This window comes from Streptomyces sp. NPDC022552 (assembly GCF_055561875.1).
Genome location: NZ_JBVHGJ010000010.1, coordinates 110,270 through 133,103, shown reverse-complemented (window position 1 = coordinate 133,103; position 22,834 = coordinate 110,270). Strand labels below are relative to the sequence as shown.

Genomic DNA, 22,834 nt, shown 5'->3' with positions numbered 1-22,834 from the left:
GGGAGGTGTTGGGCGTGGTGTGGAGGGGGGGGGTGGGGGGGTGTGGTGGTTTTTTTGGGGGACGGAGGTGGGATAAAACAGGGAGTGGGGGGGGGGGGGGGGGGGGGGGGGGGTTCCCCCCCCCCCCCCCCCCCGCCCGGGCCGGCCGTCAGCCGCTGTAGACGCCTACCTCGCGGAGCGAGTACCCCCAGTCGGTGCCGCGTTGCTGACCGAGGATCCGGACGTACCGCGCGGTCGTCCCGGAGAACGTGACGGTGTCCAGGCCGCCGTCACCGCTCGTGGTCGACCAGGCGGCGCGCCAGGCGGCTCCGTCGTCGGAGACCTCGACACGGTACGCCTTGCCGTACGCCCGCTCCCAGTCGAGCGTGACCTTCTTGACCAACTGCGGCTTCCCGAGGTCGATACGGAGCCACTGCCCGTCCTTCCACTCGCTCGCCCAGCGGGTCCCCAGGTCACCGTCGACGGCCCGGCTCGCCGCGAACGTGGTGAAGGGGTTCCACCACTCCGTGGTGGACGCCGACGCCGGCGCGCCCGAGGCGAGGTTCACCCCGGCCCGGTGCCGCTCGGAGGCGCCCCAGGTGTCGAGGTAGGACTCGGCGCCCCGGAACAGGTCGTCCACCACGTCCTGGCCGCCGACCACCCGGATGTCCTCGATCCAGTCCGGCACCATGCCGTTGTGCGCGGCGCCGTCGGTGTTGAGGTCCCACGTGCGCTGACCGGTGGTCTGCCGGTCGATGACGGAGCCGCCGTCGGTGCTGCGGAACGGGTACTTCACCGGGTTGGGCGTGTCCGCGCCGCGTGGGCCCGGCCAGCCGCCGACCCCGTTCATGTCGGTGCCGTAGCCGTACCCCACGCCGTACTTGTCGCGCAGCGCCTCGGTCCGTTCGGCCTCCGCGATGAAGCCCTCGGAGCCGTTCATGTACTGGGCGATGAACCCGCCGAGCCCGTAGACCCGCTCGGTCCAGTTCAGGTCCATCCAGCTGTGCGAGGAGATGACGCCCGGGTACGCCGCGGACTCCATGATGTCCAGCGCCCGGCCCGTGGCCTTGACGCTCATGTGGTCGATCTCGAGCATCATCTTGCGCTGCATCATGCCGCGCACCGCGTACTCGCCGAGTTCTGTGAGACCTCGGGTGTTGCACTGCGCGTCGGCCGCGTAGCCGGGAACCGACACGCCCGCCGGAAGCTGCTTCTCGGCCTGGGGCGCCGCGGCGAGCCCGATCGGGTTGTCGTGCTGCGGGCCGGTGCACTTCTCGGTCTTCCAGAAGGTGCCGGTCGACAGGAACTGGCCGACGTTGATCGCGGTCCCCAGCGCGCCGCCGTCGAACCGCACCCCGCACAGGGCGTTGTCGAACTTGTGGCAGAGGAACATGCTGCGCACGCCCAGCTGGTGGAGCTCGTCGAGTCCGCGGTCGATGTCGGCCCGGCTGCACTGGGCGACGTCCAGGATCTGCTTGCAGCCGAAGGGTTCGGAGGTCTCCACACCGAGCACGACCGCGAGCTTGCCCTGCTGGATGACGTCACGGGCCTGCTCGGAGTCGGTGACGATCCGGAACCAGCCCTTGCCCGGGCCGCCGAACATCTTGTCGATGTAGTCCTGCATCTCGTACGTCTTGCGGGCCTGCAGACGGATGGAGGTCATCTCGTCGCAGCTGCGGTCCTTGAAGAAGTAGACCGAGCAGATGACGCCGTTGGTGACCAGGTCGTTGACGAGCACTCGCTGACCGCCGCGCCAGGCCCGCTCCACCCAGGCGTAGTAGTTCTGCTGGTGGGTGAGCGAGTCGTTGGCGGGCCAGTCCTTGAACGTCGGCCAGCCGTTCGGGTCGTGCTTGCCGTCGCCGCCCTTGGTGATGAAGTCGAAGATCGCGAGCGAACCGTCGGGGTAGTGCTCGGGGCAGTCCTTGAGCGCGTCGGCCACGCCCTGCTCCGAGAACGTCTTGCCGCAGATGAGGCGGCCGCCGAAGGCCTCGTTGGACATCAGGTGGTTGTGCGCGTCGACGAACCCGCGCACCTCGCCCCGCTCGTCGGTTCCCTTGAACGGCGCGCCCGTGACGTTGATCTGGGAGTCCGGGGCGGGGCGGGCGATGGGGTCCCACCAGGAGCTGTCGGCGGCCGAACCGGGCGCGGGCCCGAGCAGCATGGCCACCGTGGCGAGCAGCAGTGACAGCACGGCCAGCGGCCCGCGCCTGCCGGACGTACGGCTGTGCGTGGGGGGTCTCATGGACATCACTCACGTCTTGGGTCGGGGAATTGTCATGTTCCGCGCGAAAGGTGTGGTGAAGGATCCCGACTCCCGGTAGTGGAGTCAAGAGTCCGGGACAGATGACCTGATGCGCGGGGCCGATGTCTCGAATCAGCCACGCAGGCAGCTTTCTGATCTTCCGTCAGCCTCCTGGTGCCCCCACCCTGGAACTGCTCCCTCCACGCGTCGCTCGAAAGGACTCCCCGTGAGCCGGCCGAACATCCCGATCGTCCTCGACCCCACCGGGGCCGACCGCCACGCCGAACACCGGCTGCTGCGTGCCCACGGCGCCGCCACGCTCGTGGACGTCCTCGGCGTACAGGCGTGGTCGATCAGCGACCCGGTCCTGCTCAGGAAGCTCCTCACCGGCCCGGACGTCTCCAAGGACGGCCGCCGCCACTGGCCGGCGTACGAGGAGGCAGTACGCGACTGGCCGCTCGCCCTGTGGGTCGCTGTGACGAACATGTTCACCGCCTACGGCGCCGATCACGCGCGCCTCCGCCGTCTGGTCGCCCCCGCGTTCAGCGCCCGCCGTGTCGCCGCCCTGCGCCCCGTCGTCGAAGCCCTCGTGACCGAGCTCCTCGACGACCTGGCGGCCGAGCCGCACGGCGACGTCGTCGACCTGCGCGAACGGCTCGCGTACCCGCTGCCCATCGCCCTCATCGGCCACATGATGGGTGTCCCCGAAACCCGCCGCGCCGGCTTCCGCGCGCTCGTGGACGGCGTCTTCGACACCACGCTCACCGCCGAGGGGGCCACGGCCAACGCCGTACGCCTCTACGGACTGCTCGACGACCTCATCGCCGCCAAACGGGCCGAGCCGGGCGACGACATGACCTCGCTCCTCATCGCCACGCACGACGAGGAGGGCTCCACCCTGGCCGAGGCCGAACTGCGCGACACGCTCCTCCTGGTGATCAGCGCCGGGTACGAGACGACGGTCAACGTCATCGACCAGGCGGTCACCTCCCTGCTCACCCACCCGGACCAGCTCGCCCACGTCCGTGCCGGCCGGTCCGGCTGGCACGACGTGGTGGAGGAGACCCTCCGCCTCGAACCGGCCGTCAAGCACCTCCCGCTCCGCTACGCGGTCACGGACATCCCGCTCCCCGACGGCCGGACCATCGCCCGGGGCGACGCCATCCTCGCCTCGTACGCGGCGGCCAACCGGCACCCCGACTGGCACGGCCCGACGGCCGACACCTTCGACGTCACCCGCCCCACCAAGGACCACCTCACCTTCGGCCACGGCATCCACTTCTGCCTGGGCGCCCCCCTGGCCCGCCTGGAGGTAGCCACGGCCCTGGAGCACCTCTTCACCCGCTTCCCCCACCTCGCCCTCGCCGTCGAACCCGCCGATCTGCGCCCCCTGCCCTCCCTGATCAGCAACGGCCACCAGTCCCTGCCCGTCCACCTCCACCCGAAGTAGCCCCGGCCGCCGCGACCGGGTGGACGTGCGGGCGCCGTAAATGAGTTGACCGGCGCCCGCGTGTCCGGGCAGGCTCCGCCGCGACTGGACCACCACATGGCCGGGGGCTGCCCGACGCGCGCGACGCGCGGGGCGACGGCCCGGCGGATCGGAGACCGAGGGATGACGTCCCACCTCCACGCCCTCTGTTTCGACGCGGACGCCCCCCAGCGTCTCTCGCGCTTCTGGGCCGAGTTCCTCGGCTGGGGGAGCAGCGACGACCCGGACGGCGGCATCGTCCTGATGCCGAGCGACGACACGGGATTCCTGATCCGGTTCCTCCCGGCCCTGGAGCCGAAGACATCCCAGAACCTCCTGCACTTCGACCTGACGAGCAGCTCCGAGGACGACCAGCGGAAGACGGTGGCGAAGGCGCTCGAACTCGGCGCCCGCCACATCGACATCGGCCAGAGCCCCGATGACGGGCACGTGGTGCTCGCCGACCCCGAAGGCAACGAGTTCTGCGTCATCGAGCCGGGGAACTCCTTCCTCGCCGAATGCGGCTTCATCGGAGCGCTCGCGTGCGACGGTTCGCAGGAGGTCGGGTACTTCTGGAGCCGGGCGCTGGGCTGGCCGCTGGTGTGGGACCAGGACCAGGAGACCGCGATCCGCTCGCCCCACGGCGGACCGAAGGTCACCTGGGGCGGTCCGCCTCACATGCCGATGACCGGGCGGGCCCGCCTGCGCTTCGACCTCGCCCCGCCCGCCGGCGGTGATCAGCACGCCGAGGTCGAACGCCTCCTCTCCCTCGGAGCCACGCGCCGCGGCCCCGCCACCGGCACGGGCGACGCCGCCCCGGTGCTTCTCGCGGACCCCGACGGCCAGGAGTTCCGCGTACTGCCTCCTCGCTGAGGCCGGTTCACCGTCCGGGGCGCCACGACCGAGCCATCGCCCACGTGGCGCGCACCCCGCCACGTGGGATGGAATGCCCAGGACGGAAGCACGACAGCACGGAGGAAGGACGATCGTGGCACGTGGGGGTAAGAAGTCGCTGCTCTGGGGAGGGACCGCGTTGGCGGTGCTGCTGGCCGCCCTGGGGCTCTACTGGTTCCAGCCCTGGAAGCTGTGGCAGGACGAGACCGTCGACGAAGCCCTCCCGACTGCGGCGCCCGGGGCCACCGCGTCGCCCGGGGCTTCGGACGCGGACCCGTCCGCAGGGCCGCGGACGGTCGCGCGGGGTGACCTGATCAGCCACGAGCACAAGACCACTGGTACGGCGAAGCTCATCCGCCTCGCGGACGGCAGCCTGACCCTGCGTCTGGAGGACCTCAACACCAGCAACGGCCCGGACCTGCGGGTGTGGCTGACCGACGCCCCGGTCAAGGAGGGTGTGGCCGGCTGGCGGGTCTTCGACGACGGCGCGTACGTCAGCCTGGGCAAGCTGAAGGGCAACAAGGGAGACCAGAACTACCCGCTCCCGCCCGGCACAGACCCGTCCGCCTTCACGAGCGTCACGATCTGGTGCGACCGCTTCGACGTCTCCTTCGGCGCGGCTGCTCTGAAGGTGTGAGGTTCTCGCCCGGGGGTCCTGCGCCTCGGCGCAGGCCCCGGGCGACGCGCTATGACGCCGGGGCCGCCGCGGCGCGCGCGATCCGGTCGAGGGTCGTGCGCATCCCGTGGCGGTTGACCGCGATCCGGCGCTCGGGGTTCGTGCCCGCGAAGACGGTCCCGAGTATCTCGGCGAGGCGCGAACCTCGGCCGGTGCGCAGGTCCTGCCAGGTCTCCGTCACGCGTGTACCGGTCCCCTCGGCGGCGAAGCGGTAGCCCCAGCGGGCGATCGGCAGTCCGAAGACGCCGACGTCGAACGTGAACTCCTCGCCCTCGCGCGCCGCCGAGACCCGCCCGGTGGTGAACCAGACGAACAGTGCCCGCCGGTTGAAGCCCACGAACCGGCTGCCGGTGGCCACGGGAGGCCGCGGCACCCAGACCCGCCGGCACTCGGGACTCCACCTGCCCATGTCGCGAAGGTTCGCCACCAGCCGGTACACGACCTCCGGCGCGGCGTCCACCACGACGGACTCCTCAAGACTCCACTGGCGCCCCATCGACGACCTCCCTGTCGTTCCGTCGGACTTACCGGCGGGTAGGGTAGCGGACCCGATGCTCCGGGCGCCCAGTTCCGGGCGGGGCGCCGAAGGGGCCACCGTGCCGCACGGCGCAGTGCCGCCGGCCGACACCTCCGGCGTCGCACCCGGTCGCGGCCCGGCGGCCGTCCGGTCCGGGACCTGCTGGAGGCGATGTGCCCACCGGACCGCCAGGGCTTGCGACAACAAGACTCAGGCTCCGACCGCCGAGGGTGCCCGGCCGGACGTCCGCGTCAGGAGTCCGTAGCAGGCCGAGGTGACGACGATGCCGACGGGCAGGGCGAGGTCCACTCCGCCCAGTGCGGCGGCGACCGGCCCGGTGTACAGCGTGTTGACGCACAGCGTGGCCGCGGTGACGCCCGCTCCGAGCGACAGCGCGCCGGCCACGTGGACCCCGCCGGTGTACCAGAACGGACTGGTCGGGCTCTCGTCCATCAGCGCGAGACCGTCGTAGCGGTTGCGGCGCAGCGCGATGTCGGTGGCGTAGAGGGCCATGGCGGGCCCGAGGAGTACGACGGTCAGCTGGAGGACGTTGCTGACGGTGTCGAGGAAGTTGGAGACGAGCAGGGCGTACAGCGTCAGCGCCGAGGCGACGGCGCCGTCGACGACGACGCTCAGCGAACGGCGGATGCGGATGCCGACCGCCTGGAGGGCCAGGCCGGCGCTGTACGCGGTCAGGGCGTTGATGGAGATCGTGCCGAGCACCAGGGCAAGCAGGAACACCGGGGTGAACCATCCGGGCAGGATCTGCTCCAGCGCGGTCTGCGGGTCCGTCATGTCGACGGCCGTCGCGGCCAGCGCCCCCAGCGAGCAGACGACGACGCTGGGCAGGAAGCCGCCGAATGCGGTCCACCCGACGACCGCCCGGGACGATGCCGTACGCGGCAGATAGCGGGAGAAGTCGGCGCTGGTGGTGTACGACAGCGGGCCCGAGGCGATGACCGTGACGCCCGCCAGGAGGGTCGCCCAGAGGTCCACCCCGCTCAACGACGCCTCCGGGGCGTAACCGAAGTCGGCGTGCAGCACCACCGCGTACGCCACCACGCCGAACGCGGCGGTGAGCGCGATGGTGATCGGGAGGTAGAGCTTCACGATCAGGGCGTGTCCGTAGACGCTGATCGTCAGGGTGACCGTCGCGATGACCAGGACGACGGCGATCTTCACGACCGTGTTCGTGGGCAGGCCCGTCCTGGCGACGAGGGCGAAGGCGGCGGACGCGGCGGCGGCCAGATTGAGGGCGAAGTAGCAGACGGAGATCATCCAGCCGGTGACCGCGTTGTTCACGCGGTTGCCGCGGACCCCGTACATCGCTCGGGTGATCACCTCGCTGGGCGCGCCGGCCGCGGGGCCGGACATCGCGAGCACTCCCGTGAGCAGCCAGAACAGGTTGCCCACGACGATCACCGCGAGAGCCTGCGGCAGGCTCAGGCCCATGAGGACCAGGGCGCCGCCGATGACCAGGCTGAGGTAGTTCACATTGGCCGCGGCCCAGACGGCGAACAGCTCACGCGGGCGGCCGTGGCGCTCGGTGTCGGGGATGTGGTCGATGCCGTGGACCTCGACCCGGCCCGCCCGGTCGGTGGCGGGCGGCGTGCTGTGCGCGCCCTGAGCGCCGGGGCGGGGATCGGGAATGGTGGAAGCCATGAGGCCCTCCGGATGCGTGTCGTGCCCACCTGCTTGCTTATTGGTCGCACACTCAATAGCATCGCCGGTATGCCGTCAAGCGTCCAGCGCAAACGAATCCGCAAATCTCCGGAGGCCCGACGGGCGGAGATCGTCGAGTCCGCCGCCCGCGTCGCCCTGACCGAAGGGCTCGAGTGCGTCACCCTCCGGCGGATCGCCGAGGAACTCGACGTGCGCCCCGGGCTGATCAGCCACTACTTCCCCTCGGCGGAGGAACTGGTCGCCGAGGCCTTCGCCACCGCCGCCACGGGCGAACTCGACGCCCTCCTCCCGGCCGACCGGCCCGACGGGACCCCGACGGAGTACCTCGCGCGCTACTTCGCGCTCTCGGCGGGAGAGGCGTACGACGACATCAGCCGCCTCTGGATCAACGCCCGCCACCTGAGCCGCTACCGGCCCCTTCTGCGCGACCGGGTGGCCGAGCAGGAACTCGCCTCCGACGACCGATTGGAGGGCCTCATCCGCGACGGCGTGGCACGGGGTGAGTTCCGTACGGACGACCCCCGCGCGACGGCCATCCAGATCCTGGTCGTCCTCGACGGCCTCGGTGCCCACGCCAACACCGACCGGAGCAATCGGCCCGAGGCGGTGACCCGGATGGCCCTCACCACGGCGGAGCGCGAACTCGACCTGCCGAGCGGCACCCTCACGGATGCGTCGTCACCCGCCGCCACACCTGCTCCGGAGGCAACCGGCGACCGCCCGAACTGACCGCCTGCACCCGTACCGATCTCCATCGCCCGTACTTCCTGGAGCCGTTGTGCGCCCCTCCCTCGTCCTGCTCTCCGCCCGCCTGCTCGACCCGGCCACCGGCCGTCTCCTGCCGGACACCGCCCTGGCCGTGTCCGGCGGCCGGATCGCCGCCCTGGGCGACGACCGCGAGATACGCGCGCTCGCCGACTCCACGACGACGGTGCTCGACCTCCAGGGCGCCGTCGTCACGCCCGGCCTGACCGACGGCCACCTCCACCCCGTCTCGGGCGCCGAACTCACCCACGGGTTCGACCTGTCGGGCTGCACCGACCTCGCCTCGCTGCGCGAGGCCCTCGCCCGCGAGATCCGGACGCTCGACCCCGGGGCCTGGCTGTTCGGCTGGGGCCTGGACCCGAACGTGTTCGGCGACCGGCCCGTCGAGTCCGCCGCGCTCGCCCCCGTACTGGACGGCGTACCGGCACTGCTGCAACTCTTCGACGCCCACTCGATGCTGGCCAGCCCCCGCGCCCTCGCACTCGCCGGCGTCGACGGGCCGCGTACCTTCGACCAGGCCGCCGAGATCGTCTGCGACGAGGCGGGCAGGCCGACCGGACTGCTCCTGGAGGACGCGGCCTGCGAACTCGTCGAACGCGCGGCGCCCCGGCCCACGCACGCGGAGCGCCGCGACCGCCTCGCCGCCGCTCTGCGCCGGATGGCCGCCGCCGGCCTGACCGGCGGGCACGCGATGGACGCCAACGGCGAGAGCCTCGCCCTGTACGCGGAGCTCGAGGCCGCCGGGGAACTCCCGTTGCGGCTGCGGATCGCGCCTTGGTGCCAGCCCGCATCGACGACGAGGGGCTGCGGACCCTGATCGAGCAGCAGGGCACCGGTGGGGAGCTGTGGCGGGTCGCCGGGGTGAAGCTGTTCATGGACGGCACGATCGACAACGGCACGGCCTGGCTCGAACGCCCGGACTGTCACGGCGAGTCGACGCACGCCTTCTGGCCGGACCCCGAGGTCTACACGCGCATCGTGGGCGAGCTGCACCGCGCCGGCGTGCCGACCGCCACCCACGCGATCGGTGACGCCGCCGTACGGCATGTCCTCGACGCCGTCGAGAAAGCCCAGGCCGGCGGGGTCGGCGGGATCCGGCACCGGATCGAACACATCGAGAGCGTGCCCGACGACACGCCGGCCCGGTTCGCGGAGCTCGGCGTCGTGGCGTCCATGCAGCCCACCCACTGCTGCGACTTTACCCGTGCCGATCACACCGACAACTGGTCCCGCCGGCTGGGCGAGGAGCGCGCCTCGCGCGCGTGGCGGTGCCGCGACCTGTGGGACGCGGGTGCCACGGTCGTGCTCGGCTCCGACTGGCCGATCGCCCCGTTCCCGCCGCTGGGCGTGATGGCGGGAGCCCGCCACCGCCGCCCCACGCGCGACCTCACTCAGCCCCCGCACGGCCCCGAGCAGGTACTGACGGCCCTGGAGGCGCTGAAGGGGATGACGACGGGCCCCGCTTTCGCGGCGGGCGAGGAGCATCGGGGGGGCCGGCTGGCCCTCGGCCACCGCGCCGACCTGACCGTCCTCGCGGATGACCCCCTCACCGTCGCGGCGACCGACCTGGCGGACCTCCCCGTCCTCCTCACCGTCCTCGACGGCCGCCCCACCCACCGGCACACGAGCCTCTGAGCGTCACGACAGGGCTTCGGTGGCGGTGGCGGCGGCCTCGGCGATGAGTTTGTTGTCGTAACGGGCGTCGGGGCTGTGCCGGTTGGACAGGACGGCCAGGACGACGGGGGCGCGGCCGGGCGGCCAGAGGACGGCGATGTCGTTACGGGCGCCGTAGGTGCTGCCGGATCCCGTCTTGTCGCCGACGGTCCAGCCCTGGGGCACGCCGGCACGGATGAGTTCCGCTCCGGTGGTGTTGGTGCGCAGCCAGGTGGTCAGCCTGGCGCGCTCGGCCGGCCGGAGAGCGTCGCCGAGGACGAACGTACGAAGGTCCTGCGCGAGGGCCCGTGGGGTGCTGGTGTCCCGCGTGGCGCCGGGCGTCCACTCGTTGAGCCCGGGCTCGCGCCGTTCCATCCGGGTGACGCCGTCGCCCAGCTCCGCGAGCGTAGTCTGAAGGCCCCTGGGGCCGCCGATCTGGTCGAACAGCAGGTTGGCGGCGGTGTTGTCGCTGTACCGTACGGCGGCGTCGCACAGCTCGGCGAGGGTCATCCCGGTGGCGGTGTGACGTTCGGTCACGGGGGAGTAGGGGACCAGGTCGTCCCGGGAGTACGTGACCACCTGGTTCATGCCGTCGCCGGGGTGCTTGCGCAGCACGGCGCCGGCGGCCAGGGCCTTGAAGGTGGAGGCGTAGGGGAAGCGGGCGTCGTCGTTGTACGCGATCTCACGGCCACTTCCGGTGTCGAGGGCGTACACGCCCAGACGGGCGCCGTAGGTCCGCTCCAGCGCCTGGAACCGTGCTCGGGCCGCCTCCGCACCGCTCGGCCTGGAGGCCGATTCCCGTGGCGGTGGGGCGCTGTCGGCCGGGGGTCGGTCCGCGCCGCATCCGGTGAGCGGTACGAGCACGAGCGCGGCCAGTACGGCGAGGAGACGGTGCCGGGGACGGTAGAGCCGCATGGGGGAGGCTTCCTGGTCGGGGCGTCGGGGCGTCGGGGCGTCGGGGCGTCGGGGCCGCGGGCGCGTCGGGTGCTCGGTCGTGGGGCGGCGGGCGCGTCGGACCGCACGCCGCGGAACTGGTTGTAGGCACCACTCTGCCATCAGCCGCTCCCCACGCGACGCCGCACATTCCCGGCGGCGTGTCTCGCGGTGAAGTCCCCTTCCGTACAGCCCATATCGCGTGACAGCGCTCGCGCTCGCGGCGGTGTCAGTGGGGCATGCGACGATCCCAGGCATGATCGTCTCGCTTGATGGCCTGTTGCCCACCGCAGGTACGCACGTCTCGACCACCTACGCCGACTGGGTCGCCGCACACGACCCGGACGCGGAGGAGATGGCGCGTGACCTCGTCCAGGACATGGGATCGGAGCTCAACCGGTCCTGGACCAAGCCCGGTCGGTTCGTCGACACGATGGCGGCGCGGGCGCGGCGGTTGCCGCCGGCGCATCTGCCGTGGTTCTGGGACACCGTCGGCCACCGGCTGATCGGTTACGGGAGCCGGCCGGGCGCACGTGCCTACGTGGCGGCGCGGGCGGCCGAGGCCCAGCACGGGCTCCCGGTGGATCCCGCCTACCGCCGGGCCAACGCGCTGCTGTTCGCCAAGGGCGGGGCCATGCCGGCCAAGGAGTTCGGAGCCCATCAGCGGTTCCTCACCGAGACGTCGGAGCCGGCCGACGCGCACGCGGCACTGGACGCCTTCCTGACAGCGTGGGCAAGCTCCGCGGCCGACCTGCCGGCAGATCTGGTGCGCAGGGTGCGGGCCTCCGCCAAGGCGGCCGGGCACGGGGACGAGGAGGTCGCGCGGCTGGTGGGCGCCATCCTGTCCGTCACTCGCAAGAAGTCGGTGCCTGACGCGCTGTTGACCGCCGCCGCCCCGGTCCTCCAGGTCCACCCGCCGACGGACACGGTCGCCGCCGGGCTCGTCGAGGTCTTCCCGGACGGGGTGACCGACGGCGGGGCGTGGCTGCGGATGCTGATCGCCTGCGGCGCGGCGGAGGCGATGGAGTCCGGGCGGGTCGTGCCGGAAGGCGGTCTGCCCCACTGGGTCGGCACCTTCGTGACCATGTACCAGTACGCGGCCCAGTCCGGCGGCGGGGTCGCCCGCCAGCCGTTGCCGGCGGAATTCCTCGATCTGGTGGTCCGGTTGGGGCCGCGGCTGCGGGCCGCGGGTGAGTCGGTGACGCTGCACACCACCCGCCACTACTACACGGGGTTCGACGCGGACGTGCTGGACGCCTGTCTGGCGGCCGGGGTCACGGTCGTCGACCCGGGCCCGGAGACGCGGATGCGCTTCTGGGGCGAGCGGTCCCGGCGGGACCTCGTCGCGCTGGCCGCCGATCCGGTGTTCGGCCCCCGGCTGGAAGGAACCGTCCACGGGAACCTGCTGCCCGGCTGGTCCAACGCGCGCCGGCGGCAGCCCGGATCGGCGGTGACGCTGCTGCCCGGCAACGAGGGCATCGCGAACGAGGTGGCCGGGCGGGTCGGCAAGCTCGTCGACACGGTCGCGGGCGGTGGCATGGGCGGGGCCGAGGAGGCCGTGACCGAGCTGGAGACCCTGCTGGACCGGCCGACGGTGGCGGCGCTCGGCGGGATCGCCGACGCCCTCGCGGGCGCGGAGGGCGCGGGCGCCCTGCGGCGCTCGCTCGCGGCCGGCCTGCCGGAGGAACTGGCCTGGCCGGCGCTGGAGTCGGTCTACGCCGAGTTCGCGGCGCACGCGCGCGAGGCCGAGAAACGCACGGACTCGGACGCGGGTGCGGGCGCGGGCCCGGACGCGGGTGCGGCCCCGGATCCGGACGCCGACGGTGAGGCGGCGGACGGCTCGCTGCCCGGCGTCGCCGGGGTGACCTGCACCTGGCCCGTGCTGACGGTCTTCGGGAAGGACCGCGCGGTCGCCGTCGCCCCCGACGGCGTGCGGGGCTCCTGCAGTTTCACCGTGCCGCACGACGCGACCACGTTCGCCGTCCACTACGTGGGCGGATCCTTCCTCGTGAGCTGGTCCCTCAAGGCGAACCCGTACTTCTGCGACACCGCCGTCTGGGCCGACCGTCCCGAGGAGCCGTTCACGCCGGAACAGCTGAGCGGCCTCGTCCCCTTCGGCGGCAGCCTGGACGGGGCGTACGGCTTCCAGTTCGAGACCGCCGACGGGGGCGGGCGGCACGGCGGCAGCCGGGCGCTGCGTCCGGGCGACACGGAAGGCATCGACGGGGACGAGCTGCAGCTCGGCGACGGCTCCCGCATCTGGACCAACGCCGTCTTCGGCAGGCGGCCCTGGGACGTGGTCGACCCGGTCACCGGGGAGCGGCAGGGCGCGACCGAACTCCCGGACTTCCCGGGCCGCGCCCCGAACCAAGATCCGGCCGCGGAACCGTCCGAGACGGGCATGTCCCTCGCCCGAGAGGCCCTGCAACTGGCGCCGCTGCCCGCCGGGCTGACCGATTCCCCGCTCGGCAGCCGGGACGGTCTCGTCGGGACCCGGGTCCTCTTCCGCACCCGGTACCGCAACAACGCGCCCGACCACTACCTGGTCGAGAGCGTGGACGGGCGCACGGCCCGGTTCGACATCGACCGGCAGGGACAGGAGCCGTGGGGTCTGTGGGCGCCGCCGGAGGGCGCGGTCGAGGACGTGGTCCTCGCGGAGGCGGAGACCCGGACGGGAGTGCGCGCGTACACCGCCGACGGCTCCCTGTTGTGGGAGCTGGCCGGGCACCGCTCACCCCGTCACCCGCGGGCGAAGCCGATCAGGAGGGTCACCGTGTCGGGGGGCGTGGCCCTGCCACCGGCCTTCTGGTACCTGCTCCGAACCCGCGACGCGGCCGGCTCCCGGGCGCTGCGGGCCGTGGGACGGCAGACGGCGGACGCACTGCTCACGGCCGCCCTCGACGGCACGGAGGCGCTGCGGGCTGCCGTGGCCAGGGAGTTGCCGGACGTCACCGATCCGGTGCTGGCCGACGCCGTCGCCGCCGTGGCCGAACGGGCCGTGCGCGTCGAGGAACGGCGGCGCGCCCTGCACCACCGCGTCACGTTGCTCGCCGAGGCGCCGCCCGCCCTGCCGCGCCGGTCCGCGCCCGACACCGAGCTGATGCCCGCCCTGTTCGAGCTGGTCTCGGACGGCGAGCACGATTCCTGGCGGCGGACCAGGGACGCGGCCCTTCCGGCGACGCTGAGCGCGATCGCCGCCGACGGAGCCTGCCTGGAAGGGACGATCGGGGAAGAGGTCCGGCGGCTCTCGCCGCCTGCGCCGCCGCACGACTGGTCACAACTGCTCGGCGCGATCGACGCCGTGGCATGGCGGGCGGTGGTGGCACCCACCCCGGACGTCGAGCGGGCCGCTCTGGTGGCGCTCCTTGACACCTGGGCCGACCAGCCGTTCGCCCGCGCGGGCAGCCGGTGGTGGGTCGGTCGCGCGGCCGACACCGGAGTCCTGGACGACCTGCGCGGGAGCGGCGTCCCGGTGGCGTCCGCGGCGCCCCGGCGCGGGGGCGCGGGCCGCTGGTTCGTCGCACCCGCGTCCGGGGACGGTGACGGCGATCCGGTACCGGCAACGGTTCCGGAGGCACGACTCGTACGGGTGGAGCGCGACGACGTCACCCGGCTTCGGGCCCTGATCGCGGCCGTCGAGACGGACGGACCCGTCCCGGTGCCGGAGGCTGTGGCCGCGCGTTTCGCCGAACTGACGGGCGTACGGCGGGCAGTGGCCCGGCTCGTGGTGGCCGGCCTGGTCGGCCACCACGACCGGGACGAGGGCCGTGCGCTGGCGCGCAAGGCCCCCTACAAGGCGACCCCGAAGACCGCCGAGGCGTACGAGCGTCTGCGCACACGCCTAGGGGGCGACGGACGGCGCGCCGTTCTGGCCGCCGCCGTCCCCGAGGACCCGGCGGAGCTCTGGCGGCCCGGTGGCGTCGAGGCGGCGGCGGAGCGGATGGCGGCGGTGTGGCGGGAGCGGCTCGGGGTCCTGCCCCCCGTCCACGACGAGGCGGCCGACGCCCTGGAGGCCGACCTGGGCCTCGCCGAGGTGTGGGCCAGGCGCCTGGCCGGCGGCTACGAGGCGGCCGAGGACGCGACGGTGGAGGCGGCCGGCTGGGAGCTGGCGGCGACCCCGTACGGCATCGGTGTGGAGGTCCTGCCCGTGCCCCCGGAGGGGCCCGAGCTCCCGTACGGAACGCCCGTGGGCCTCGCGCTCGGCCGGATCGCGAGCGCGCTGGTGTGGGCGTGGACGGACCGGCCCGTCGGCGACCCGGCGGTGGCCGGCGCCACGGCCCTGTACGAGCGGCTGCGGGCCGAGTTGGAGCGTCCGGAACTCCTGCTGGAGCTGCGCGGCGGACGGGTCCAGGACACGTCGGCGCGGATCGCCGAGCGCTTCGGGCCCGCGCGGCTCCCCGTGGGGATGGGCCGCCGCAAGGAGGAAGGCCCGGTTCCGGTGACCGCGTACGACTCCGGGGCGCTGGTGGTGTGCGCGCCCGGCGGTGGCTCCTTCCTCCGGCCCGCGGCGTGCGCCGACCCCGAGGTGTGGGGCCGGGTCCGGGAGGTCACGGACCTGACCGAGGAACTGGACCGGGTGGCACCGCTGCTGGTCGGCGGCGGGCTGGAGAGGATGATGCGCCGCGCCCGGTCGGGTGCGGTGCCGGTCGGCGCGTACGAGGCGGATCCGAGGCACTCCTGCCCGGAACTGGTCTCGGAGGTGGCCGGGAAGCTCGGCGTCGGCCCGGACGCGGCGGCGCTGTACCTCCAGCTGGCGACGCTGGCCACACCCACCGACCGCAACGTGCGCAGGTGGAACGGCTGGTCGACCAAGCTCCACGCGGCGGTACGCGCGGAGCTGGTCGCCACCGGCGCGGTGGTGGAGGCCAAACGCGCACGGGCGGGCCGGACGGTGTTCCTGCCGGGCGAATGGACCGACCTGAAGGCCCCGCACCTGCCGCTGGAAACGGTCAAACTGGCGACGCACGAGGTCCGTCCGCTGTGGGGCAACACGATCCACGCCCCCTTCGGCCGAATCCTCCCACCGGCCCCCCTGCACGAAATGTTCGCGACAGCCTGGGCCCGTCACTAGGGCACACGGTCTCACCGGGCGACGGCTTCGGGCGCCGCGGCTCCCGTCCGACGGCCTACGCTCCACGCGTCCGGCGGCGGGCCCCCAGGGCGGTGGTCCTGGGGGCCCGCCGCCGAGGGTTTCGGTCCGGGCGGCGGTCCCGTCACGCCGTCGCGAGCGCCAGCGTCGGGGACAGCCGGGACGCCCGGACCGCCGGGTACAGCCCCGCGACCGTGCCGATCACCAGCGTCGCTGCGAAGCCGCCGCCGACCGCCCACGGCGGGACCACCCACGGCAGGCCGCCCGTGTACGCGTACACGCCCGTCGCCGCGCCGCCCAGAGCCACGCCCGCGAGGCCGCCGAGGCCGGACAGCATCAGGGACTCCGTGACGAACTGGATCCTGATCTGTCCCCGGGTGGCCCCCAGCGAGCGCCGCAGACCGATCTCGTGGCGGCGTTCGAGCACCGAGATGATCATGGTGTTCGCGACGCCGACCCCGCCCACCAGCAGGGCGATCCCGCCCAGGCCGAGGAGCAGCGAGGAGAACGCCCCCTCGGTGGCCGCCTTGGCCTGAAGCGCCGAGGAGGGATCGCCGACCTGGACGTTCTGCGGGTTCCGCGGGTCGATCGTCGGGGCCAGCAGCTTCTGGACGGACGGTACGGACGCGTCCGTGGACCGCTCGTACACCGCCGTCGGATGCCCGTCGAAGCCCAGCAGCTTCTGTGCGCCCTCCCAGCCCACCAGCGCCGAGCGCTCGATCTCCGGCGCGAGGGGCAACGGGTCGAGGATGCCGACGACCGTGAAGTACCGGTCGTCGATCCAGACCTGCCGCCCCGGCTCGGTGATGCCGAGCCGCTCCGCGGCCACATGGCCGAGGACGACGGACGGATAGCGGCCGTTGGCGGCGTTCAGCCAGGTACCGGTACCCATGCCGCCGCGCAGCACATCGAGCAGCCCCTCCGTGGTGGCCTTCACCGCGATGCCGCCCGTCTCGCCCTCGGGGATCTTCTCGGAGCGCCGTACGGAGTAGTTGAGTTCGCCGGTGGCGCCGACGTCCTCGACGCCCGCGATCCTCCCCACCATGCCGACCGCGTCCTTGGGCAGCTTGACCTCCTCCCCGCTGAACATGCCCTCCCCGGGCTTCGCCACCAGCATGTTCGTGCCGAGAGCGTCGAGCTGCCGGAGCAACTGGGCCTGGCTCGACGCCGAGATGCCGACGACCGCGATCATCGTGGCGATCCCGATGGCGATCCCGAGCGCCGACAGCACCACCCGTACGGGACGGCTGCGCAATCCCGCCGACCCCACGTGGAGGACATCGCGCGGGGTGAGCCGGGCCGCCTTGAGCGGCCTGCGTGAACGGGACATCAGACGCCGGCCTTTCCGAACGCGGTACCGGTTCCGGTCCGGGCGACGCCAGGCCCTGAACCGGTCCGATCGCCCGGCCCCGTGCCGGGCAGGTCGCCCGAGCCCGCGCCCGGCCCCTCGCCCAGCGCGGCTCCGGAGGCCGTCCCCGTCCGCAGCGCGCTGCCGCCCCCCGTGTCCGCCGTGACCCGCCCGTCGCGGATGCGGACCTGGCGAGGCAGCCGTCCCGCGATCTCCGTGTCATGGGTGATCACCGCGATCGTGGCGCCGTCCGCGTTGAGCTCGTGCAACAGGTCCATCACCGCCTCGCCGGACGCCGTGTCCAGCGCGCCGGTCGGTTCGTCGGCGAGCAGCAGATCCGGCTCGCCGACGACCGCGCGGGCGATGGCGACGCGTTGCTTCTGCCCGCCGGACAGTTCGTGCGGCCGGTGCTTCATCCGGTCGGCCAGCCCCACGCGGGCCAGAGCGTCCGCGGCCATCGCCCGCCGCCGGGCCCGGGGGAGCCCGGAGTAGAGCAGCCCCTCGGCGACGTTCTCCAGCGCGCCCACCCCGGGCACCAGGTGGAACGCCTGGAACACGAACCCGATGTGGCGGGAGCGCAGCGCGGAGAGCCGCCGGTCGGTCAGCGAGGCCACGTCGTGTCCCGCGATCTCGACTGTTCCGGCGCTGGGCCGGTCCAGGGTGCCGACGATGTGCAGCAGGGTGGACTTGCCCGAGCCGGACGGGCCGACGATGCCGAGGAGTTCCCCCTCGCCGACGGTCAGATCGACCCCGTCGAGTGCGCGGACCCCGCCCGCGTACTCCTTGGTGACCCCGGCGAGACGTACGACGGTGCTCACGGTCCTGACATCGGTCATGCGGACGGCACCCCGACCTTCATGCCCTCCCGCAGACTGCTGCCGCTGATCTCCACACGGCCCTGGCCGAACATGCCGAGCTCCACCTCGACGTCCCGCGCCTTGCCGTTCTCGACGACCTGGATGCCGAAGCCGCCGCCGGGCAGGGCGAGCAGCGCGTTGACGGGGACCGTGAGGACGTCCTTGCGCGTCTCACCGGTGAGTTCGACGGTGACGGGAGACTGGTCGACGCCGGTGACCTTCTCCGGCGCGTCGAAGGAGACCGTGACGTCGATCTTCGGGGTCCGGTCCTGGGGATCGTCACCCGCGGAAGCGGTCCTGCCGACCGACGACACCTTCCCCCGGGCCCGCGTCCCGTCCGGCAGCTGTACGACGACCCGCGTGCCTGCCTTCGCAGGGCCGGCGTCCGCCACCGGGATCTTGAACCGTACGACCCGCTCGGAACCCGTCACCGTGAGCACCGGCCGACCGGGAGCGACCTGGTCGCCCGGAGCGCTGCCCGCCTCCTTGACGCGTACCGCGCTGCCGGCGAAGGCGATCGTGTCGGGGCCGATCGTGCCGGTCCGCTTCAGCTCGTGGGACTTCTGCCAGCGCTTCACCGCGTCGGCGGTCTTCGCCGAGAACTCCTCGTCGACCGTGAAGCCGACGTACCCCAGGGCGGCGAGGTTCTCCTCCAGCTGCCGGACGTCCTTGCCCTTGTCGCCGGTCTTCAGAGTGCGGTACATGGGCTCGGCCCCGTACATCAGACGGACGGGCCTGCCGTCGACCTCGTACAGTCGCTCGTCCCTCTCCACGGTCGCACCGCTCGGCGCGAGCCAGGTGAGCGTGCCGGCCGGGCCCGCGTTGATCTTCCGTTCGCCGAGGTGGCCGAGCGTGCCGTCCTGCTGGGAGCTGTCGCTGAGGTCGCCGCGGGTCAGCGGGACCGTCGAGGGCGGCAGCCCCGGGTCGGCGACGGCCTGCGGCTCGTCCCCGGCGTCCAGGGTGGTGACGGCCACGCCACCACCCGCGACCGCCGCGATCGTGGCCAGTGCGGCCACCAGCCTGCGCCGCCCGCTCATCGCGACACGCTCTCGCACGCCTTGTTGGCCTTCTCGAACTTCTTCATCTCCGCGCCCTGCGGTATGGGCCGCGCCGCCGACATGCCGCCTTCGCCGAAGGTCGGGTCGGGCATGTCGAAGCCGTTCTTCCGCATGCACTGGGCGTACTTGATCATCTTGTCCTTGTCGGCCTGGGTCAGCTCCTTGCCCATGCCGGCCCCGCCCTTGTCCCGGCAGGCCTTGAACGCCTTCTCCATCTTCTCCTTGGACATGCCGTCGCCGCCGATGGTCAGCCCGACGCCCTCCTCGCCCGGCTTGGGCTCGGGAACGTCGAGGCCCTGTTCACGCAGACACTTCCGGTGCTCCAGGGCCTGGTCGGCCTTCTTGCCCTCTTCGCTCACCGTCTCGCTGCCGGACTTCTCGCCGCCGTCGGCGGTGCAGGCGGTGGCGAGGAGGCAGAGGGCGGCGAGGGAGGCCGCGGCAGTCAGCTGGAGGGTCTCTCGGGTACGTCGAGTCGTCATGGGCCGGATCGTGCAGGCAGGAGGTGTTTCGTTTCTCTCAGCGGATCGGTTAACAGAGACGAAAGGTCTCTTCCGATACACAGGGTGCATGCGTGTACTAGTGGTGGAGGACGAGGCCTTCCTCGCCGAGATGATCGCCGAGGGGCTGCGCCGCGACGCGCTCGCGGTCGACGTGGCCGGCGACGGCCTGGAGGCCCTGCGGAAGATGCAGTTCGGCGAGTACGACGTCGTCATCCTCGACCGTGACCTGCCGGGGATGCACGGGGACGACGTGTGCCGCCGGGTCGTGGAGCAGCGCCTGATGACCCGGGTCCTGATGCTGACGGCCGCGGGAACCGTACGGGACCGGGTCGACGGCCTCGGGCTCGGCGCCGACGACTACCTGGCCAAGCCCTTCGCGTACGACGAGCTGCTCGCCCGCGTCCTCGCCCTCGGCCGGCGTGCCCGGCCCGCGCTGCCGCCCGTCCTCGAACGCGCGGGGATCGTCCTGGACACCGCCCGCCGCCAGGCGAGCCGCGACGGCCGCCATCTGCAGCTGTCCCGGAAGGAGTTCGCGGTCCTGGAGGCCCTGCTGCGCGCGGAGGGGGCCGTCGTCAGCGGCGAGGACCTCATCGAGCAGGTCTGGGAGGAACACACCAGCTACCGCACGAACGCGGTACGCGTGACCCTCAGCAAACTCCGCGCGAAGCTGGGCGAGCCTCCGGTGGTGGAGACGGTACCGGGCGCGGGCTACCGGATCGCGTCGTGAGCGCGGGACGCCGGAACCTGGGGACGCGGCGGAATCGGGAGACTGGCCGGAATCGGGAGACGCACCGGAATCGGGAGTCCGTGGGCGGCGCCGGCACCCGGCGGATCGCCGCGGCGGCGCGGCGCGCCGCAGGCGGCGAACGGTCGCGGCTGACGGCGCTGTACGGCGGGCTGCTGCTGCTGGCCGGCGCACTGCTCACGGGGGTGGTGTACTTCCTGGTCAAGGAGGGCCTCTACGCGTCGATCAGCGTGGCGATGACGACCGCCGTACCCGCGCAGCGTCTCGAAGCCCTTCCGACCACCCCGAACCCCACCGCGTCACCGCTGTGGCAGGAAGCCGTTCCCGCGAGCCCGGGCCCGTTGCCACCCGGTGTCAGCCGCGGGATGGCGATCACCCGGACCCTGAGCGACGCCGCCGAGAGCGCGGCCCTGGAGCGGCTGCTGACGGTCTCACTGATCGTCCTCGCCGTGTACGCCATCGTGTCCGTCGTCCTCGCCTGGTGGATGGCGGGCCGCGTCCTGCGGCCGGTCGCGGTGATCACCGACACGGCCCGCCGTCTGTCGGGGGAGAACCTGCACGAGAGGATCGCGCTGGAAGGACCGCCGGGAGAGCTGAAGCACCTCGCCGACACCTTCGACGACATGCTCGGCCGCATGGAACGGCTGGTGGCGGCGCAGCAGCGGTTCGCCGCGAACGCGGCCCACGAGCTGCGGACCGCACTGGCCGTGCAGCGGGCCGCGGCCGAGATCGGACTCGCGGGCGAACCGGAGCCGCAGCGGGTCGCGCGGATCCGGGCCAAACTCATCGAGGTCGCCGACGACAGCGAACGGACCATCGACGGGCTGCTGCTTCTCGCCGCCTGCGACCAGGGGCTCCGGGAGCGGCGGCCGGTGGCGGTTGACGAGGTCGCGAGGAAGGCGATGGAATCGCTGGCGGCCGAGGCGGAGGAGCGCGCCGTGAGCGTCTCGGCCGACCTCCGGCCCCTGACGGTTCCGGGAGACACCGTGCTCCTGGACCGGCTGCTCCACAACCTGGTCGCGAACGCCGTACGCCACAACGTGCCGGGCGGCCGCGTCAGGGTCCGTACGGGACCGGACGGCATCGAGGTCGGGAACACCGGCCCGGCGGTACCTCCCGACGTGGTCCCGTTGCTCTTCGAACCCTTCCGCCGCCTGACCGAACGCACCCACGCCCCGGGCGAGGGCGCGGGCCTCGGCCTCTCGATCGTCGACTCCATCGCCCGCGCCCACGGCGCCACGGCGGAGGCCTCCGCCAACACGGAGGGCGGCGGCCTGACGGTCCGGGTGCGGTTCGCGCGGTAACCGCTCAGGGGTTCGGCCCGGACCGCGCAGCGGGTCGGGCGTGGTTCCAGCCGGTGAGTTCGGCGGGGCGGTTGGTGATGATGCCGTCGACGCCGTACTGCTCGTACGTGCTCCACTTCTCGGCCGTGTCCACCGTCCATACCCATGTCGCGATGCCCGCCCGGTGCAGGTCGGCGACGACGCCGGGCCGGGTCTCGAGCGCGGAGCCACTGGGGTTGTACGAGGCGAGGTGGAGTTCCTCGGAGACGGCCACGGGGTCGGCGTCCAGGGTGCTGCGGAGGAGGGCCAGGGGGAGTTCGGGTGCCACCTCGTGGACCCAGCGCAGATGCTGGGGGTCGAAGCTCTGGACGAGGACCCGGCCGGTCATCTGCTGTGCCCTGACGACGTCGATGACGGCCGTGACCTGCCGGCGGGTGTCGGCCCGTTTGATCTCGAGGAGCAGGTTCCCGCCACGGGTGCGCAGGTCGGCCAGCTGCGTGGCGAGGGTGGGGACGCGGGCACCGGTGAAGACGGGGGCGAACCAGGACCCGGCATCGAGCCTGTCGAGTCGGGCGGACGTCAGGGTGGTGATGTCCCCGCTGCCGTTCGTCGTACGGTCCACGGTCGTGTCGTGCATCAGGTAGGGCACGCCGTCCTGGCTCAACCGGACGTCGTTCTCGATGAAGTCGGCCCCGGAGCGCCGTCCGACCTCCTGGGCGACCATCGTGTTCTCCGGCGCGAGCGATGAAGCCCCGCGATGGGCGACGACCGTCATCGGCGCCCCCGCCGCACGGAGGAACGGAGAGGTGGCCTCGACGCGGTGGTCGGTCAGCTGCTGCCCGAAGGTGAGCAACCTCGGCGAGGGGCGCGTACCGGTGGCGGTGGCACCGGTCAGGCTGAGCAGGGCCACGACTGTGGCCGTGACCAGGGCGGTGCGGAGGCGGGCCGGACGCATGCGGGGGAGGCTAGTACGCCAGGCGGCCAGGCACGACGGTCACCACACCGAAGCGCACCCGCGGCCCACGCCATCGGCGTACGATCACCGGCCCACCGGCCCACCGGCCCACCGGCCCACCGGCCCACCGGCCCACCGGCCCACCGGCCCACCGGCCCACCGGCCCACCGGCCCACCGGCCGACAGCGC

The 22,834-nt window shown here is 72.9% G+C and carries 16 protein-coding genes and 1 pseudogene; 8 read left to right on the top strand and 9 right to left on the bottom strand.

From position 1 onward, the window contains the following. Positions 1–148 precede the first annotated feature (148 nt). Complete coding sequence (locus ACZ3OF_RS24895) at positions 149–2,227, bottom strand: galactose-binding domain-containing protein (RefSeq protein WP_467306849.1); 2,079 nt, start codon at positions 2,225–2,227, stop codon at positions 149–151. Between the two features lie 220 nt (positions 2,228–2,447). On the opposite strand from ACZ3OF_RS24895, the gene ACZ3OF_RS24890 reads away from it, so the two are divergent. The 3 genes from ACZ3OF_RS24890 (at position 2,448) to ACZ3OF_RS24880 (ending at position 5,220) form a co-directional block, all read left to right on the top strand. Further along, a complete protein-coding gene (locus tag ACZ3OF_RS24890; RefSeq protein WP_467306847.1) occupies positions 2,448–3,671 on the top strand; it encodes a cytochrome P450 family protein in 1,224 nt (407 codons plus the stop codon). A 162-nt stretch (positions 3,672–3,833) separates the two neighbouring features. Next, the gene (locus tag ACZ3OF_RS24885; protein WP_467306845.1) at positions 3,834–4,562 is read left to right on the top strand and encodes a VOC family protein; all 729 of its coding nucleotides are present in this window, start codon (positions 3,834–3,836) and stop codon (positions 4,560–4,562) included. 115 nt (positions 4,563–4,677) lie between these two features. Continuing rightward, positions 4,678–5,220, top strand: coding sequence for a DM13 domain-containing protein (locus ACZ3OF_RS24880; RefSeq protein WP_361674137.1), 543 nt, complete (start codon positions 4,678–4,680; stop codon positions 5,218–5,220). A gap of 49 nt (positions 5,221–5,269) precedes the next feature. Here ACZ3OF_RS24880 and ACZ3OF_RS24875 read toward each other — a convergent pair whose 3' ends face one another. Beyond that, on the bottom strand, positions 5,270–5,755 hold the full coding sequence (locus ACZ3OF_RS24875) for an SRPBCC family protein (RefSeq protein WP_361674139.1): 486 nt from the start codon (positions 5,753–5,755) through the stop codon (positions 5,270–5,272). Between the two features lie 231 nt (positions 5,756–5,986). Next, positions 5,987–7,438 carry a purine-cytosine permease family protein gene (locus ACZ3OF_RS24870; protein ID WP_467306842.1) on the bottom strand — a complete coding sequence of 484 codons (1,452 nt, stop codon included), beginning with the start codon at positions 7,436–7,438 and terminating at the stop codon, positions 5,987–5,989. 69 nt (positions 7,439–7,507) lie between these two features. Here ACZ3OF_RS24870 and ACZ3OF_RS24865 point away from each other — a divergent pair, with 69 nt between their 5' ends. Beyond that, the gene (locus tag ACZ3OF_RS24865) at positions 7,508–8,188 is read left to right on the top strand and encodes a TetR/AcrR family transcriptional regulator (RefSeq protein ID WP_467306839.1); all 681 of its coding nucleotides are present in this window, start codon (positions 7,508–7,510) and stop codon (positions 8,186–8,188) included. Beyond that, positions 8,130–9,859: pseudogene (locus tag ACZ3OF_RS24860) on the top strand (amidohydrolase). The gene ACZ3OF_RS24865 and the pseudogene ACZ3OF_RS24860 overlap by 59 nt, the downstream one beginning before the upstream one ends. Positions 9,860–9,862: 3 nt before the next feature. Here ACZ3OF_RS24860 and bla read toward each other — a convergent pair. Next, positions 9,863–10,792 (bottom strand): class A beta-lactamase, encoded by a 930-nt coding sequence (gene bla / locus ACZ3OF_RS24855; RefSeq protein WP_467306837.1) that lies wholly within the window; start codon positions 10,790–10,792, stop codon positions 9,863–9,865. Between the two features lie 274 nt (positions 10,793–11,066). On the opposite strand from bla, the gene ACZ3OF_RS24850 reads away from it, so the two are divergent. Continuing rightward, positions 11,067–15,881, top strand: a complete 4,815-nt coding sequence (locus ACZ3OF_RS24850) for a hypothetical protein (RefSeq protein ID WP_361674143.1) — start codon at positions 11,067–11,069, stop codon at positions 15,879–15,881. A 142-nt stretch (positions 15,882–16,023) separates the two neighbouring features. On the opposite strand, the gene ACZ3OF_RS24845 is transcribed toward ACZ3OF_RS24850, so the two are convergent. From ACZ3OF_RS24845 to ACZ3OF_RS24830, 4 genes are read right to left on the bottom strand one after another with little or no spacing between them, the layout of a single operon-like run. After that, complete coding sequence (locus ACZ3OF_RS24845) at positions 16,024–17,229, bottom strand: ABC transporter permease (protein WP_361674145.1); 1,206 nt, start codon at positions 17,227–17,229, stop codon at positions 16,024–16,026. Continuing rightward, positions 17,229–18,083, bottom strand: a complete 855-nt coding sequence (locus ACZ3OF_RS24840; protein ID WP_361674147.1) for an ABC transporter ATP-binding protein — start codon at positions 18,081–18,083, stop codon at positions 17,229–17,231. The genes ACZ3OF_RS24845 and ACZ3OF_RS24840 overlap by 1 nt, the downstream gene beginning before the upstream one ends. Then, positions 18,080–19,141: a peptidoglycan-binding protein gene (locus ACZ3OF_RS24835; protein WP_467307018.1), complete on the bottom strand. Its 1,062-nt coding sequence runs from the start codon at positions 19,139–19,141 to the stop codon at positions 18,080–18,082. The genes ACZ3OF_RS24840 and ACZ3OF_RS24835 overlap by 4 nt, the downstream gene beginning before the upstream one ends. Further along, entirely contained in the window at positions 19,138–19,641 is a 504-nt protein-coding gene (locus ACZ3OF_RS24830; RefSeq protein ID WP_361674151.1) for a hypothetical protein, read from the bottom strand. Before ACZ3OF_RS24830 ends, ACZ3OF_RS24835 begins: the two co-directional genes overlap by 4 nt. A gap of 88 nt (positions 19,642–19,729) precedes the next feature. Here ACZ3OF_RS24830 and ACZ3OF_RS24825 point away from each other — a divergent pair, with 88 nt between their 5' ends. Together ACZ3OF_RS24825 and ACZ3OF_RS24820 are read left to right on the top strand one after the other, a co-directional pair. Further along, positions 19,730–20,389 (top strand): response regulator transcription factor, encoded by a 660-nt coding sequence (locus ACZ3OF_RS24825; protein WP_467306833.1) that lies wholly within the window; start codon positions 19,730–19,732, stop codon positions 20,387–20,389. An 80-nt stretch (positions 20,390–20,469) separates the two neighbouring features. Further along, positions 20,470–21,711: a sensor histidine kinase gene (locus ACZ3OF_RS24820; protein ID WP_361674155.1), complete on the top strand. Its 1,242-nt coding sequence runs from the start codon at positions 20,470–20,472 to the stop codon at positions 21,709–21,711. Between the two features lie 4 nt (positions 21,712–21,715). On the opposite strand, the gene ACZ3OF_RS24815 is transcribed toward ACZ3OF_RS24820, so the two are convergent. Then, positions 21,716–22,645 carry a glycerophosphodiester phosphodiesterase gene (locus ACZ3OF_RS24815; RefSeq protein WP_361674157.1) on the bottom strand — a complete coding sequence of 310 codons (930 nt, stop codon included), beginning with the start codon at positions 22,643–22,645 and terminating at the stop codon, positions 21,716–21,718. Positions 22,646–22,834 lie beyond the last annotated feature (189 nt).

Excerpts from the sequence above, each read along its gene's own strand:
- ACZ3OF_RS24840 (WP_361674147.1), bottom strand. The coding sequence starts at position 18,083 with ATGACCGATGTCAGGACCGTGAGCACCGTCGTACGTCTCGCCGGGGTC.
- ACZ3OF_RS24875 (WP_361674139.1), bottom strand. The coding sequence starts at position 5,755 with ATGGGGCGCCAGTGGAGTCTTGAGGAGTCCGTCGTGGTGGACGCCGCG.
- bla (WP_467306837.1), bottom strand. The coding sequence starts at position 10,792 with ATGCGGCTCTACCGTCCCCGGCACCGTCTCCTCGCCGTACTGGCCGCG.
- ACZ3OF_RS24865 (WP_467306839.1), top strand. The coding sequence starts at position 7,508 with ATGCCGTCAAGCGTCCAGCGCAAACGAATCCGCAAATCTCCGGAGGCC.
- ACZ3OF_RS24830 (WP_361674151.1), bottom strand. The coding sequence starts at position 19,641 with ATGACGACTCGACGTACCCGAGAGACCCTCCAGCTGACTGCCGCGGCC.
- ACZ3OF_RS24895 (WP_467306849.1), bottom strand. The coding sequence starts at position 2,227 with ATGTCCATGAGACCCCCCACGCACAGCCGTACGTCCGGCAGGCGCGGG.
- ACZ3OF_RS24815 (WP_361674157.1), bottom strand. The coding sequence starts at position 22,645 with ATGCGTCCGGCCCGCCTCCGCACCGCCCTGGTCACGGCCACAGTCGTG.
- ACZ3OF_RS24870 (WP_467306842.1), bottom strand. The coding sequence starts at position 7,438 with ATGGCTTCCACCATTCCCGATCCCCGCCCCGGCGCTCAGGGCGCGCAC.
- ACZ3OF_RS24825 (WP_467306833.1), top strand. The coding sequence starts at position 19,730 with ATGCGTGTACTAGTGGTGGAGGACGAGGCCTTCCTCGCCGAGATGATC.
- ACZ3OF_RS24845 (WP_361674145.1), bottom strand. The coding sequence starts at position 17,229 with ATGTCCCGTTCACGCAGGCCGCTCAAGGCGGCCCGGCTCACCCCGCGC.
- ACZ3OF_RS24885 (WP_467306845.1), top strand. The coding sequence starts at position 3,834 with ATGACGTCCCACCTCCACGCCCTCTGTTTCGACGCGGACGCCCCCCAG.
- ACZ3OF_RS24835 (WP_467307018.1), bottom strand. The coding sequence starts at position 19,141 with ATGAGCGGGCGGCGCAGGCTGGTGGCCGCACTGGCCACGATCGCGGCG.
- ACZ3OF_RS24850 (WP_361674143.1), top strand. The coding sequence starts at position 11,067 with ATGATCGTCTCGCTTGATGGCCTGTTGCCCACCGCAGGTACGCACGTC.